Annotated in this window: 10 protein-coding genes; 9 read left to right on the forward strand and 1 reads right to left on the reverse strand. The window is 45.9% G+C overall.

Annotated features, from left to right (window positions below; translation table 11 throughout):
* The 5 genes from AOY24_RS11900 to AOY24_RS11920 all read left to right on the forward strand — a co-directional run.
* Positions 1-343, forward strand: a 343-nt coding sequence (locus AOY24_RS11900) for a transposase (RefSeq protein WP_152967199.1), incomplete at its 5' end; no start/stop codon positions are given.
* A 395-nt stretch (positions 344-738) separates the two neighbouring features.
* Positions 739-3711: a type I restriction endonuclease subunit R gene (locus AOY24_RS11905; RefSeq protein ID WP_054176686.1), complete on the forward strand. Its 2973-nt coding sequence runs from the start codon at positions 739-741 to the stop codon at positions 3709-3711.
* Between the two features lie 7 nt (positions 3712-3718).
* Positions 3719-4945 carry a restriction endonuclease subunit S gene (locus AOY24_RS25270; RefSeq protein ID WP_235507526.1) on the forward strand — a complete coding sequence of 409 codons (1227 nt, stop codon included), beginning with the start codon at positions 3719-3721 and terminating at the stop codon, positions 4943-4945.
* Positions 4942-6141: an AAA family ATPase gene (locus AOY24_RS11915; protein ID WP_054176688.1), complete on the forward strand. Its 1200-nt coding sequence runs from the start codon at positions 4942-4944 to the stop codon at positions 6139-6141. The genes AOY24_RS25270 and AOY24_RS11915 overlap by 4 nt, the downstream gene beginning before the upstream one ends.
* Positions 6138-7754 (forward strand): type I restriction-modification system subunit M, encoded by a 1617-nt coding sequence (locus tag AOY24_RS11920; RefSeq protein WP_054176689.1) that lies wholly within the window; start codon positions 6138-6140, stop codon positions 7752-7754. The genes AOY24_RS11915 and AOY24_RS11920 overlap by 4 nt, the downstream gene beginning before the upstream one ends.
* Before the next feature lie 117 nt (positions 7755-7871).
* On the opposite strand, the gene AOY24_RS11925 is transcribed toward AOY24_RS11920, so the two are convergent.
* The gene (locus AOY24_RS11925) at positions 7872-9014 is read right to left on the reverse strand and encodes a Fic family protein (protein WP_054176690.1); all 1143 of its coding nucleotides are present in this window, start codon (positions 9012-9014) and stop codon (positions 7872-7874) included.
* A gap of 1673 nt (positions 9015-10687) precedes the next feature.
* Between AOY24_RS11925 and AOY24_RS11935 the strand changes: the two genes are divergently transcribed.
* From AOY24_RS11935 to AOY24_RS11950, 4 genes are all read left to right on the forward strand, one after another.
* On the forward strand, positions 10688-11227 hold the full coding sequence (locus AOY24_RS11935) for a fimbrial protein (protein WP_044268420.1): 540 nt from the start codon (positions 10688-10690) through the stop codon (positions 11225-11227).
* Positions 11228-11301: 74 nt separating this feature from the next.
* Positions 11302-11985, forward strand: coding sequence for a molecular chaperone (locus tag AOY24_RS11940; RefSeq protein WP_054176692.1), 684 nt, complete (start codon positions 11302-11304; stop codon positions 11983-11985).
* 44 nt (positions 11986-12029) lie between these two features.
* A complete protein-coding gene (locus AOY24_RS11945) occupies positions 12030-14510 on the forward strand; it encodes a fimbria/pilus outer membrane usher protein (RefSeq protein WP_090050311.1) in 2481 nt (826 codons plus the stop codon).
* A gap of 7 nt (positions 14511-14517) precedes the next feature.
* Positions 14518-15510 carry a hypothetical protein gene (locus AOY24_RS11950; RefSeq protein ID WP_152967200.1) on the forward strand — a complete coding sequence of 331 codons (993 nt, stop codon included), beginning with the start codon at positions 14518-14520 and terminating at the stop codon, positions 15508-15510.
* Positions 15511-15513 lie beyond the last annotated feature (3 nt).

The raw sequence follows: 15513 nt of genomic DNA on the forward strand, positions 1-15513 counted from the left end.
GTGCCCGGAAAGTTCAGCGTTGGGTAAAGCGATCGCCTACGTGCTAAAACGGCGGGAGAGCCTCAGTCGGTTCCTGGAAGATGGCTCGTTGCCGCTGGACAACAATCGCTGTGAACGGGCCATCAGACCGGTGGTGATGGGACACACCAACTGGTTGTTCGCCGGTTCGGTTGCAGCAGGTGAGCGTGCAGCCAGAATCATGAGCTTGCTGGAAACCGCGAAAATGAATGGCCTTGACCCGCATGCCTGGCTGACGGACGTTCTGCATCGCCTGCCATCGTGGCATGAAGACAGGCTGCACGAGTTACTGCCGCTCCCGGAGTATCACTTCACAGAAAACTGAGTGCGGGTGCACTCCGCCCCCTCAGGTATAGCTTCAGTATGGCCTTCATCTCCATGTTCAACGGATACAATCCCTGCCTGGCTCCTGACCTAAATACGTTCTCAGTGGAACTCCGGGGTAAGTTCAGCTATCTGAAAAACTGACTCATTTACCCGTCAACGCCGGACACCGGGATAATGCAGGCACGATCATAATCAGACGTCAATATGAGATCACCGGAAGCATACGGTGCTTGTAAACGATACCGCGATTGAAGTACAACGGCAAGCCGTTAAGCGGATTAATCACTTTTATCCAGTAACCAGGCCGCTTATACTGTTTTCTTTACTCATGACCCTGATATTGCCAAAAATACAGGGAATTATGCAGAGCGTTGCGCCTATCAGGTTTGCCCCATGACAACAACAGAAAAGCAGATCGAACAGGATTTGATCGGCAAACTGACCGATCTGAAATATGTCCACCGTACCGATATCCGCGACAAAGCCTCGCTGGAACAGAACTTTCGCGCAAAGTTCGAGGAACTGAACCGTGTGCATCTGACCGACGGTGAATTTTCCCGCCTGCTGGAACAAACCGTCAGTCAGGACATCTTCACCGCCGCGACCCGGCTGCGCCAGCATAACAGCCTTGAACGCGACGACGGCACGCCATTGCACTACACGCTGGTCAATATCAAAGACTGGTGCAAAAACACCTTTGAATGCGTCAATCAGCTACGGATAAATACCGACAACAGCCACCACAGCTACGACGTGCTGCTGTTGATCAACGGTATTCCGGTGGTGCAGATTGAGCTAAAAGCACTGGCGATCAGCCCGCGCCGCGCCATGCAGCAGATTGTCGATTATAAAAACGATCCCGGTAACGGCTATAACCGCACCCTTCTCTGCTTCCTGCAACTGTTTATCGTCAGTAACCGCAGCGATACGTGGTATTTCGCCAATAACAACGATCGCCACTTCAGCTTTGACGCAGACGAGCGTTTTCTGCCGCTTTACCAGCTTGCCGATGAGAGCAACCGCAAGATCACCCAGCTTGACGCCTTTGCCGACAGATTCCTCGCCAAATGTACGCTGGGCGAAACCATCAGTCGCTACATGGTGCTGGTTGCCAGCGAACAAAAACTGCTGATGATGCGGCCTTATCAGATTTACGCCGTGCGGGCGATTGTCGACTGCATTCACCAGCGCCGGGGCAACGGCTATATCTGGCACACCACCGGCAGCGGCAAAACGCTGACCTCCTTTAAGGCTTCGACGCTGCTGAAAGATAACCCGGACATTGAAAAATGCCTGTTTGTCGTTGACCGTAAGGATCTCGACAGACAGACCCGCGAGGAGTTCAACAAGTTTCAGGCCGGGTGCGTGGAGGAAAACACCAATACCGAAGCGCTGGTTCGCCGCCTGCTGTCCGACGATTACGCGGATAAGGTGATCGTCACCACCATCCAGAAGCTCGGGTTGGCGCTGGACGGCAACAATAAGCGCAATTACAAGGCGCGGCTGGAATCGTTGCGCAATAAACGGATGGTGTTTATTTTCGACGAATGCCACCGCTCCCAGTTTGGCGACAACCATCAGGCGATTAAAGAATTCTTCCCCAACGCCCAGTTGTTTGGTTTTACCGGTACGCCCATCTTCCCGGAGAATGGCACGTATAAGCAGATTGACGGGCAGGAAAAATCCATTGTCACCACACAGGACGTGTTCCAGAAGCAGCTTCACGCCTATACCATCACCCACGCGATAGAAGATCGCAACGTGTTGCGCTTCCACATCGAGTATTACAAAGCGGAAGGTAAAAGTCGGCTGAAGCCCGGTGAAACGATGGCACAGGAGGCCGTGGTCAGGGCAATTCTGGATAAGCACGATGCGGCCACCGCCGGGCGAAAATTCAACGCGATCCTGGCGACGGCATCGATCAATCATGCCATTGAGTATCACCGTCTGTTTCAGGAGATTCAGGCACTGCGGGTAGCAGAAGACAGCTCGTTCACTCCACTGAATATCGCCTGCGTGTTCTCGCCGCCTGCCGAGGGTAATAAAGACGTACAGCAAATTCAGGAAGATTTGCCGCAGGAAAAAGCGGATAACGAAGAAGCGCCGGAAGAGAAAAAAGCGGCGCTGAAGGCGATCATTGCCGACTATAACACCAGCTACGGCATGAATTACGATATTAATAACTTCGATCTGTACTATCAGGACGTGCAGACGCGCATCAAGGCGCAGCAGTACCCGAATCAGGATTATCCCCACGCGCAGAAGATCGATGTGGTGATTGTGGTCGATATGCTGCTGACTGGTTTCGATTCCAAATTTCTCAATACGCTGTATGTCGATAAAAACCTGAAACATCACGGCCTGATTCAGGCGTTTTCCCGCACCAATCGCGTGCTGAACGATACCAAACCTTACGGTAAGGTGATGGATTTCCGCGAGCAGCAGGATGCGGTTAACGATGCTATCGCGCTGTTTTCCGGCGAGAAGAAGGAACATGCCAAAGAGATCTGGCTGGTCGATGCCGCGCCGGTAGTGATCGGCAAACTGGAGCAGGCGGTTGCTACGCTGGACAGCTTTATGAGCTCACAGGGACTGCCCTGCGCACCGGAAGAAGTGGCTAATCTGAAAGGGGACGAGGCCCGCAGTCAGTTTATTAACCTGTTCAAAGAGGTACAGCGGCTGAAAACCCAGCTCGATCAGTACACCGATCTGACGCCGGAGAATGTCGCCAGTATTGAACACGTGTTGCCGGAAGATACGTTACGCGCCTTCCGTGGCGTCTATCTGGACACCGCCCAGCGGCTGAAGGCACAGCAGGAGAAAAATGATGTCTCCATCGCCCGCGAGGTGCAGGAGCTGGACTTTGAGTTTGTGCTGTTTGCCTCGGCGGTGATCGATTACGACTACATTATGGGACTGCTGGCCCGTTACACCCAGAGCAAGCCCGACAAGCAGAAGATGACCCGCGAGCAGTTGATCGGCCTGATTTGCGCTGACGCCAAGTTTGTTGATGAGCGTGAAGAGATCACCGCCTATATCGATACGCTGAAGGCCGGTGAAGGGTTAAGTGAGGAAGAGATACGTCAGGGTTACGAGAATTTTAAAGCACAGAAGTTTACCCATGAACTGGCGGCAGTGGCAGAGCAACACGGGCTGGACAGCGCCGCGTTGCAGGCGTTCGTTGACGGAATTATGCAGCGGATGATTTTTGACGGCGAACAGTTGAGTGATTTGCTGGCTCCGCTGGATTTAGGCTGGAAGGCGAGAACGCAGAAGAGCCTTGAACTGATGGAAGATTTAGCGCCATTGCTGCATAAGTTGGCGCAGGGTAGAGAGATTTCGGGGCTAGCAGCGTATGAGCAGTGAGATGAAGATGAAAAAGGGTTATGTGCCAGAGCTACGGTTTCCTGAGTTTCAGAATGATGTGGGATGGGGTATTGCAACCGTTGGCTCTAAGGCAATAAAAGTTGGTAGTGGTATCACGCCAAAGGGTGGCGATAAAAACTATAAAAAATCAGGTCGTCCTTTTATTCGTAGCCAGAATATTGGCTGGGGGCACTTGATCCTTGATGATGTTGCTTTTATTGATGACGACACTCACTCGACGTTCTCTTCCACTGAAATCAAGGCTAATGATGTTCTGTTAAACATTACCGGCGCTTCTATTGGAAGAAGTACCGTTGCTGATAACAGTATTCAGGGCGGGAATGTAAACCAGCATGTCTGTATTATCCGCACCAAAAAATCCGAACTAAAACCCTATTTCCTTAACCAGTATCTTCTATCTTCTGATGGTCAAAAGCAGATAGACAGTTTTCAGGCTGGCGGAAACAGACAAGGGCTTAACTTTTCTCAAATACGTTCTTTTTCTTTTTTGTTGCCCTCTGTAAAAGAACAACAAAAAATTGCTGATTGTCTTTCTTCGCTTGATAACGTTATTTCATTACAAACGCAGAAAATTGATGTGCTACAACAGTATAAAAAAGGACTGATGCAGAAACTGTTTCCGGCTGAAGAGGAGATGGTGCCGGAGTTACGGTTTAGTGGGGTAAGCGATATAACTGCCTGGAATGAGGCAAATTTAAGTTCTATTTGTTATATGAAAGCCGGGAAGTTTATATCCGCTTCTGAAGTAAACACTCAATTTTCTGAAGAGTTGTATCCTTGCTATGGAGGAAATGGACTGCGCGGATTTACAAAATCGTTTTCACATAGCGGAAGTTTTTCTCTTATTGGTCGTCAAGGTGCATTATGTGGAAATGTCACTTTTGCCGAGGGTGAATTTTATGCGACAGAACATGCTGTTGTAGTTACAACTAAAAAGAAAATCAGCAATAAATGGCTTTTCTATTGTTTAAACTATTTAGATTTAAACCAGTATGCAACTGGTCAAGCCCAGCCGGGACTATCGGTTAATTTTCTGGAAAAAATAGCGGTCAATTATCCTGTAGAAGAAAAAGAACAAAAAAAAATCGCGGATATCCTTTCTTCTATTGATGAGTTAATCGCCGCCCAAACCCAAAAACTGGCTGCCCTAAAAACTCACAAAACTGGCTTGATGCAGCAGCTTTTCCCTTCAATGGATGAGGTTAATGCATGAGCGACAAACCTAAAATCTACAGTTACAAAACTATGGATCGTATTGTTACTCGTCTACGCGACGACCTGAAAAATACCGACTTTGTGCTGCTTTATGCCTATAACGGCACCGGCAAAACGCGACTGTCGATGGCCTTTAAAGACAAGGGAAAAAAGAAAACCCGTCGCCCGGCTAACGTTAACGACCACGTGATGCAGCCGCTGGTCATTGAAGAGGTGCAGGCCGATACCCTGTATTTCAACGCCTATACCGAAGACCTGTTCTATTGGGACAACGACTTGAACGGCGATACCGAGCGCGTGTTGCGCATCAATTCTGAGTCAAAATTCTTTGCCGGGCTGCGGGAACTGGCGCTGGAAGATAAGATTTTTGCTTATCTGGAACGCTACGCGAATTTTAATTTTCGCATCGATTATGAACAGTGGACCGTTACCTTCTATCGTGCTGATGCGACACACATTAAGGTGTCGCGCGGCGAAGAAAACATTTTTATCTGGTGCATCTATCTGGCGATTTGTGAACTGGTGATCGACGGCGACGAAGCAGGTCCGTATAGCTGGGTAAAATACCTGTATATCGACGATCCGATCTCCTCGCTGGATGACAATAACGCCATTGCCGTCGCCAGCGATCTGGCGAACCTGCTCCGTCGCGGAAGAGGTAAGCTGAAAACGGTGATCTCTTCACACCACGGCCTGTTTTTCAACGTGATGTGTAACGAGCTAAAAAAAACCAAACCCAAAACCTACTTCTTTTATTGTGAAAAAAGCGCAGGCACCTATTCGCTGCGTGCAACTGACGATACGCCGTTCTTTCACCACGTCGCCATGTTGAGTGAGTTACAGCAGGCGGTTGCGAGCAATAAAATCTATACGCATCATTTCAACATGCTGCGCAGCATTCTGGAAAAAACGTCAACCTTCTTTGGCTATAGCGATTTCTCTGACTGCATCCACGGCATAGAGGATGAAGTGCTGTACTCCCGCGCCCTTAACCTGTTAAGCCACGGTAAGCATTCGACCTACGAGCCCAGAGAGATGGTCGACGATAACCGAACCTTATTTAAAAATATCCTGAGCGCGTTTCTGGCAAAATATCAATTTGCGCTGCCGGAACTGCTGGCTGAAAAACCGCAGCCGCCTGCCGCACAACCGGAAATGCCCGTTGAACTTATTGAACCCGTGGATCAAGCATGACTGAACAAGACCAAAAACAGCTGGGCGACACGCTCTGGAACATCGCCGACACGCTGCGCGGCGCGATGAACGCCGATGACTTCCGCGATTATATGCTGTCGTTCCTGTTCCTGCGCTACCTGTCAGATAACTACGAAGCTGCCGCCAAAAAAGAGCTGGGGGCAGATTACCCGACGCCTGCACCTGTAAATAAAGAAGAGATCGCTGTACCGCTCAGCCACTGGTATCAGAGCAATCCCACAGATGTGAAAGAGTTCGAAGCGATGATGCGTCGCAGGGTACATTACGTTATTGAACCGAAATACCTCTGGGGCAGCATCGCTGAAATGGCCCGCACGCAGAATAAAGAATTACTGCGCACGCTTGATGCCGGTTTTGGCTATATTGAAACACAGTCTTTTGAAAGTACCTTTCAGGGTCTGTTCTCCGAGATTAACCTGACGTCCGACAAACTCGGTAAAACATACGAAGAACGGAATAACCGACTGTGCATTATTATTGGCGCAATCGCTAAAGGGATCGCGAAGTTTTCTACCAGCAGCGATATTCTGGGTGATGCCTACGAATATCTGATCGGCCAGTTTGCCGCCGGTTCCGGTAAAAAAGCGGGCGAATTCTACACGCCGCAGCAAATTTCCAGCATCCTGTCCGATATCGTTACGCTCGACAGTCAGGATCCAACCACGGGCAAGAAAAAACGCCTGGATAAAGTGTTCGACTTTGCCTGCGGCTCCGGCTCGCTGCTGCTTAACGTGCGCAATAAACTTGGCGCTCACGGTATCGGCAAGATTTACGGGCAGGAAAAGAACATCACCACCTACAACCTTGCGCGCATGAACATGCTGCTGCATGGCGTGAAGGATTCCGAGTTTGAGATTTTCCACGGCGATTCTCTTCTGAACGACTGGCCGATGCTCAAAGAGGCCAATCCGGCCAAAAAGATGCATTTTGATGCGGTGGTGGCTAACCCGCCCTTTAGCTATCGCTGGGAACCGAACGAAGTCATGGGCGAGGATTTCCGTTTCAAAAATTACGGACTTGCTCCCAAATCCGCCGCCGATTTCGCCTTCCTGTTGCACGGTTTCCATTTTCTCGCCCCGGAAGGCACGATGGCGATCGTCCTGCCGCACGGCGTTCTGTTTCGCGGCGGCGCAGAAGAGCGCATCCGGCGGAAACTGCTGGAAGACGGCAATATCGATACGGTGATTGGCCTGCCCGCCAACCTGTTTTTCTCAACCGGTATTCCGGTGTGTATTCTGGTGCTAAAAAAGTGCAAAAAGCCGGATGACGTGCTGTTTATCAACGCCAGTGAATACTTCGAGAAAGGTAAGCGACAGAACCGCCTGAATAAAGAGCATATCAGCAAGATTGTCGATACTTACCAGTTCCGCAAAGAGGAGGAACGCTATTCCCGCCGCGTGCCGCTGGAGGAAATAAAGGCTAATGACTACAACCTGAATATTTCCCGCTATATCAGCACCGCCGTGCCGGAGGAAAAAATCGATCTGGCGGCAGTCAATAGCCAGCTCGTAGAGTTAGAGCAGGAAATAGCTAAAGCGCGGGATACGCATAACGCCTTTCTCAAAGAGCTTGGCCTACCTCCGTTGCCCTGATATATGCCAATAAAACTGCCTCTGCGCTGACAGAGGCGGTTTGCCAATGGTTTATATTTTATCGCTAAAGTCGATTTTAAAACGACGTTAATACGAAAAGATAAACCAGATTGAGGATCACAAATCAGGAATAAACCCTTCTTCCCGCAGAACCTTAATCACCCCACGAATCAGATACGAGTTAGAAAACTTCGCCGTATAAGTACGCGCCCCTTCTTCTACTGGCTGGAGCAGTCCCCGTTCAATCAGCTTACCAAGCTGATAAGTCACCTGCGTCGGCTTCAGGTCAGGTAAAACGGCACGTAGATCGCCCGCTTTTATCGTCCCCAATTCAACAGAACGTTTCAGAACCTTCGATTCCAGCGAATTTATCAGCCCCCTCTCCGACGAAAAGTCGATAGCCGGATACAGGACCTTTTCGCTCAGGAAAGCGTGGTTTGTCAGTTGATCGACTTTCTTCAGTTCGGAGGAGATCCCCGCAAGCACATATAAACACCACTCTTCCAGCCCCTGCTCTGTTCCCTTATCGGCTAACGAAAGCATGGCGTAATAGCGTTCACGATCGTTACAGAATACCGCTGTCGGATTGAGAACCCGGCCACCTGCCTGAACATTAAAGCCATATTTGATAAGCAACGCGTAGGTCAGCAATCTGACGGTTCTGCCATTACCGTTGCCAAAAGGATGTATCCAGCCAAAGCGATGATGCACCAGAGCAATCTTCATCAGATCGTACTTTGGCTTATCGGCATGGTTAATAAAAGCGGTCAGTTCCGCCATATAATCAGGAACGCGGATGTGGTCCGGTGGTAAATGGTCAGACTGAGCAATGCTGACGTTATGTTGCCGATATGCGCCGGGCGTTCTGTCGCCTTCCTGTTGAAGTCCGGCGACCGCCAGACTATGCAACTCGCGGATAAAATATTCCGTTATGTCATCGCCATCATTCAGATATTCGTCAATGAACTCCATCGCCGCTTCAATGTTGTTAATTTCTTTAAGCTGGTCCGTCGAACTCTGCGTTCCTTCCACCTTGCTTTCAACATAGTCGGCAAGCGTGGTGTGGTTTCCCTCAATTCTTGCAGAGCCAAGACTCTCCAGCATGTGGAATACGGCCTTTAACTGCGCAAACAGGATCGGATGAACGTCGGTTTCCAGCCGTAGATGCCGGAGGATCTCCAGTTCCGTCAGCGTGTCGACCAGAGGGGAGTCAAAGCTGGGGTTCAGAAGTGAGAGTTCAAAGTGATTAAATTGAGCCATGATGTTTAGTTATCTCAACTACTGCATGATGGTATCTCAAAAGTATAGCAAAAATACCAATAGAATCTATCAATTAGAAAACATACCAATTTTAATTATCTCAAAAAATGTTGTTCCAACATATCAAATGTATGTTTGGAGGATGTTTAATGCGAAGGGGGATGGAGCTTTGCCTGCGTAATGCAGCATGGATTATTTAGCGCCGCTATGTGTGGAGTTCAGAGCGTTATATGTGGACCTTAAACTGTTATGTGTGGAGTTAGGTCCACACATAACGAAGCCCCCATTCGCAAAATGACGATTTTGCGTGACAGTCATCACAAAAGTAAAGCGATTTTTTATGGGGGCCTTAGTGGGGGCGCTGTTTACAAGAAATACCAACAAAACCAAAGACAAACAGCATGTTAATCGTGGATATGATTCCGAGTCCGGGCACCACTATTCTTAAGGCCTCGCTGAAAAGCGGGGCTTTTTTCTTTTCTGGCTACGGTAGATTTCTGGTCGTTGCAACACGTTATTTGTTTGCTGGATTTCACGCCATTTCTGCAAATGTTCTTTGCTGTCAAAGACATCCATACTCTCTGATAAGCCTGTAAACAAACCCGCTTTAGTTCCATGCATTTTTTGAATTCCCGGCCAAATCCTGCGCGAGCGCTATACGCTGACAGCGCAATAACGACTGGTTTTGCAGGTCGGGGGTTATAATAAATCGCTGAGTGATGACGATATTAATATTACTTTTCTTTGTGGCTTTTTTATACCATCTTGAGCTATAGAGTAATGTCGGGTGAAAATCGTAATCAAAAGATCTATCATGGGGAAAACGCAATAAAAAGAATAATGACCCATCCAGATTATCTGGACGCATATAAAGTTATATTTTGTTCTGCACTAACTCAAAATCAAACAGGATTAATGTAATAACTATACGTAAATTCAGATTATGACATTCAAGATTCTGTTTGAATATCATACCAATAAGATGCTTTTCTGGCTGAACTTCATGTTCCAACTCTCCAACTCATTGATAATAAAAGTCAGACTAATTTCCTGAAAGTGTGTTCGCTGGCGACAATATGTCCTATAACGCCCAGTATATATGTATTGTAGAGATAGTTTCTCTGAAATGAGAAAAAGCAGACCTGACAGTAATAACTGGGCGCTTCATTTTTTCCACACCATTTTTCGGACAGTTTCAGTCTACTGTCTGTAGCGACTTGCAGCAGCCATTGTAGCACACAATAAAACAAAAGTTTACTAAATAACCGATTTGCAGTGACGAACGTACAGTTTTCTGTAAGTAACCAAAGACTTCGCAAATAAAAATTAATACATCACATTTATGCGTTAGTATGGCTTAAGTATTGGTTGCTTAGAGACAAAAAACCTCGCTAACGAGGGGGGATTGCCCCTGTTGGTGCGGATTGCAGTTCGGTGCAATGACCATTGATGCATTGTTCAATGATATGATTTTATTGCGATTAGTCCTTTTTAGTATACGAAAAACCAATAAATAAAGTCCTATATAGGAGTAAAGAGACTAATTAGGACACATTTACTGTTCGGATTATAGCCACATCGAATTAATATTACTCCAGCTAACCTTCTGGGCTCAGTAAGGTGGTTTTAAAGGTTAATAAAAGACATGCGTCTAAGGATAGAAGGATTTAAAAATGAGTAATAAATTTTTTGCTGTTGCGGTTATGAGTATGTCCGTTGTTATGGGGATGTCTACAGCTCAGGCTAACAACGATGGTACTGTTAATTTTACCGGCGAAATTATAGGTACAGCCTGTACGGTTGATATCGGCGCAAATAACACAATGAATGTTGATCTCGGTAAAGTGAGTAAAACTGTTTTTACCGGAACGGGTACATACGCTTCAGCGACTGAGTTTGACTTAAAAGTGAAGGACTGTCCTGCAACTGGTATAAATGGCATTACCGTTAAGTTTGATGGTACTGCGTACGCTGGCGATAATAGTGTTCTTGCTCTTACCGAGGAAGACGGCGTTGCAACAGGCATTGCGATTGAGCTGTTAGATAAGAGTAAAAAAGCCGTTCCACTGTTTACCGATAGCGATTCATACGCTTTAGAGGCGGGTAAAACTGAGCTTACCATGCCGATGTATGCTCGTTATAAGCAGGTGGCCGCAGCTGTTACTGCCGGTCCGGCAAACTCCAGTGTTCAATTTACTCTTAACTACAACTAATTGGTGGAGTATTGACTAATTAGCACGTGGAGTAATTTTCACGTGCTATTTATAATATTATATAAGATATCATTATGAATCGTTCAATTATCTCTATCATAGCTATTTTAGGTGGCTATTTCCTGGCTTCCTCTGCTCATGCTGGGGTTGTTATAGGCGGTACTCGTATCATTTATGATGCGACAAAAAAAGATGCGTCCATTACTGTATCCAATCCTGACAATCATCCTTATTTGATTCAGACCTGGGTGGATAATGTAGAGAATGTCACAAAGGAAGTACCTTTTATTGTCACACCGCCCCTGTATCGACTGAATGCTGGCAAGAAAAGCATGATACGGATTGTCTATACAGAAAGTTCCTTGCCTGAAAATCAGGAATCAATGTTTTATTTCAATGTAAAAGCAATACCTTCATCATCGGAAACGTCCAGTAATGTGTTACAGGTTGTTGTTAAAAGTAAAATGAAATTGATTTACCGACCCAAAAAATTAAAAGGTATAGAGCCTGAAAGTTTTGCTGAAAATCTGCAATGGAATATCAGTGGGAATCAATTAAATGTAAAAAATCCATCTCCATTTTATATGAACTTTGGAGAGATTAAGCTCAATGGTAGCGCGATCAAATCAGCATCATATGTTGCACCAAACTCTAGCGCAAACTTTACGCTTCCTGGTCCAATGAAAAATGGCGCTATATCGTTTAAATTAATAAATGATTATGGCGGCCTGAGTAAAGAATTTAATTCCAAAATATAATAATGGACTATCTAATGAACTGCTTGCAAGGATCTAGCCCTCGAATGAAGAGGTTGGCATTGTTGGTTGCCTTAGTATCATTAGGTTATCCATTTAATGTTTTGCCTCGCGACCACTTCAATTCTGCGCTATTAGAAAATAATAGACCAGAGATCAAAGGGGTTGATTTGTCATCATTTGAAAATGGAATGCAACGCGCAGGGAAGTATCGCGTTGATATCATTTTGAATAATGATTTCTTTGCCTCAAAAGATATTAATTTTTCCAATGGCGAAGACGGGGAACTAACACCTTGCCTGAGCATGGACTTTCTAAAAAATTTAGGTGTCCTTGTCGCAAATTTTCCAGAACTAAAAGAAACTGATGGTTGTGTAAATTTTAAGGTCATATCTCAAGCTTCAGCTAACTATGATTTATCAAGCCAGGAATTGCAGTTGAGTATTCCTCAGGCTGCATTGTCTCAAAAGGTTCGCGGATTTGTAGACCCCTCATTATGGGATGAAGGTATTCCTGCCTTTTTATTGAATTACAGTATTTCTGGCGATGAGACGAAAAATGATGCCGGTGGCACAACGAACAGTCAGTATGCACGCATTCTGCCTGGAATAAATATCGGCCCATGGCGTTTCAGAAATTACAGTTCTATAAATCATGATGATGTCAATGGGACTCAGGTTGATAGCGTTTATACCTATGTTCAGCGTGATATAAAGTTTCTTAGTAGCCAATTGACGATGGGTGATAGCAACACCCCATCTGATATATTTGATAGTGTCGCATTTCGCGGGACGCAATTGGCAACAGATGAAGATATGAAACCTGATTCCTTGCGTGGATATGCCCCCGTTGTGCGTGGCATCGCGAAAAGTAATGCTCAGGTTATGATCAAGCAAAATGGATACATTATTTATCAAAGTTATGTTCCTGCGGGATCATTTGAAATTAACGATCTCTATCCGACAGGACAGGGGGGCGATCTGACTGTGACAGTGAAAGAGCAGGACGGGAGCACACAGGAATTTGTTGTTCCTTATGCATCTTTGCCCCTGTTGCAACGTGAAAAAAGCTTGAAATACAGTGTTACCGCTGGACAATACCGTCCATCTAATTCTGATGTAGAAAAAACACCGTTCGTGCAAGGGACTGCAATTTATGGTTTGCCGTGGGGAATAACTATATACGGTGGTGTGCAGAATGCGAAATATTATAATTCTCTTGCAATCGGCCTTGGGCGTAATTTAGGAATCATTGGTGCTATTTCAGTAGATGTTATTGCTGCAAAATCAGAACTAAATGACTCACGTAGTGAATCCGGACGCTCATTCCGTGTGCGTTACAGTAAGGATTTTGTCGATACAGGCACCAACTTTGCCATTGCCGGTTACCGCTACTCGACGGAAGGTTTTTATAATTTGCAAGAAGTGCTTGAATCATATGGCAATGAAGATGCAATGCCGAATCGCCGCCGTGACCGAGCTGAAATCAGCTTAACACAATCCTTGGGAGAGAATCTCGGCAGTATAACAGGCAACGCGGTACAAGAAAAATACTGGAATAATGATGAAAAACTTAAATCATATTCATTCAGTTATAATAATTCATTCTCAGGCGTTACTTATTCTATAGTCTATAGTTTAAACAAAAATACTACAGCCAATAACGGCGACGGAACGACGTATAACGAAAACTCATTGATGCTCAATGTTAATATCCCGTTGTCAAGATTTTTGCCTGATACATGGGCAAGTTATAACTTAAATAACAGCGAGCATGGTGGCGCGACACAGACTATAGGTCTTAGCGGTTCTGCACTGGAAGAAAATAACCTTACCTGGAATATGCAACAAACAAAAGACCGGGAAAGTTATTCTGGAAGCTTCATGGCCGATTACAGAGGCGCGTTGGCGGAAACAAATCTGGGTTATAACTATAGCCCGGACTCACAGCAAATAAATTACGGTATATCGGGTGGTGTGGTAATCCACAGTGGCGGTGTGACTTTATCTCAACCGCTGGGTGAAACTATTGCTATTGTTGAAGCGAAAGGAGCTAAGGGTGCTGGTATTTATAATCAGGCCGGTTCTGGAATTGATCGGTTTGGTTATGCGGTAATGAATAGCCTTAGTCCATATCGTAAAAATGATATTTCTCTCGATCCAGGCACTTTTTCGGATAATGTTGAAGTTGAAGATAATGGTGTTACCGTCACGCCAACCAAAGGTGCTGTTGTCAAAGCCAGGTTTAATTCTCATTATGGCTATAAGGCATTAGTAACTTTGAAAAATGGCTCAGGGTATGTGCCATTTGGCGCAATGGTAAATTTAGTCGGGGGCGATAATTCCGATGAACAGAGTTTTATTGTTGGGGATCTTGGGCAGGTTTATATCAGTGGTTTGAAAAGCGAAAAAGGAAGTTTGTTAGTGAGATGGGGCAATGATGCAAACAATAACTGCAAGTCTCATTACAATCTGGTCGGTCAACCTTCCGCCGGAAATATGTACAAGACAACTGCAACGTGTGAGTAATAACTACATGAATAATTTCAAATATTATCGACTACTACTTATCGTTTTCTCGTTCTTATTGCTGATAATGTCCAGAGAGGCTTTGGCCATTAAATGTGTCGATGCGGAAACACAGAGTCAGACTGCAACCCAGGCGGTAGGGTCTGTGGCGATACCTAAAACTGACCCTGATGGTAGTATGGCATGGCGTTCACCACTCTTTCATTTACAAATTCAATGCTGGTCAGATAACGGCGATAAAAATGAAGATGTCTATTTATACACTAACCCACTAAAATCGGCTGTCGGCACAGGTATACAGCTGGGGGTCGTGGTAAATGGCCAGGATTTTGACGATATAAGCCAGGGAAGCAAGTGGCATATACCGGGCTGGATGGTGAGCTGCCCGGGCGGTGGCACGTCATCTGAATGTAAAGCCAACCACAGTAGCTTTTATACAATCGATTATTATGTCAAGGTCAGGAAAAAGGGATCTGCATCAGGAACCTATCAGGGGAGTGATACATTCGCTGTTTTTCAGCTTGATGGCGTCGGTGGCTTGAACGTCAATGGTAACTATCGTTTTCAAATCACAGGATTGAAAAAAATTCGCTTTATAGGCTGCAGTGCAAATATAAATGTCACGCCAACAATTATCGATTTCGGTAATATCCTTTTGCCCGATACGACCTCGCCGGATCAATTTAAAGATAAAAAAGATTTTTCAATCACCGTTTCGCGTAGTTGTAACGACCCATTCAATCTGACGGCCCTTTATACCACCACTGAGGAAACTGATGGTGACAAAGTGAGATTTAATGGGATGTATCTGAAAATTTTTGATAAAACTCGCAACGGTTATGTCAATTTCTCTGATATGTTTCAATTGGTTGACTTTGCAAATCTGACTAATGTGCTCAGTGTTACGTTACCCTTTTCAGTAGAGCTTTATTTTGATGGCAGTGTACTTACGCCAGGGGAATATAGCCCAACTGTGACGGTATCAGTTTTTTATAACTAGCGG

This window comes from Citrobacter sp. CtB7.12 (genome assembly GCF_001297795.1).
Lineage (GTDB): Bacteria > Pseudomonadota > Gammaproteobacteria > Enterobacterales > Enterobacteriaceae > Citrobacter_A > Citrobacter_A amalonaticus.

What these genes read in the sequence shown, in the direction of transcription:
- AOY24_RS11940 (WP_054176692.1), top strand. Translation starts at nt 11,302, where the DNA reads ATGAATCGTTCAATTATCTCTATCATAGCTATTTTAGGTGGCTATTTC.
- AOY24_RS11950 (WP_152967200.1), top strand. Translation starts at nt 14,518, where the DNA reads ATGAATAATTTCAAATATTATCGACTACTACTTATCGTTTTCTCGTTC.
- AOY24_RS11915 (WP_054176688.1), top strand. Translation starts at nt 4,942, where the DNA reads ATGAGCGACAAACCTAAAATCTACAGTTACAAAACTATGGATCGTATT.
- AOY24_RS11925 (WP_054176690.1), bottom strand. Translation starts at nt 9,014, where the DNA reads ATGGCTCAATTTAATCACTTTGAACTCTCACTTCTGAACCCCAGCTTT.
- AOY24_RS25270 (WP_235507526.1), top strand. Translation starts at nt 3,719, where the DNA reads ATGAAAAAGGGTTATGTGCCAGAGCTACGGTTTCCTGAGTTTCAGAAT.
- AOY24_RS11905 (WP_054176686.1), top strand. Translation starts at nt 739, where the DNA reads ATGACAACAACAGAAAAGCAGATCGAACAGGATTTGATCGGCAAACTG.
- AOY24_RS11920 (WP_054176689.1), top strand. Translation starts at nt 6,138, where the DNA reads ATGACTGAACAAGACCAAAAACAGCTGGGCGACACGCTCTGGAACATC.
- AOY24_RS11935 (WP_044268420.1), top strand. Translation starts at nt 10,688, where the DNA reads ATGAGTAATAAATTTTTTGCTGTTGCGGTTATGAGTATGTCCGTTGTT.
- AOY24_RS11945 (WP_090050311.1), top strand. Translation starts at nt 12,030, where the DNA reads ATGAAGAGGTTGGCATTGTTGGTTGCCTTAGTATCATTAGGTTATCCA.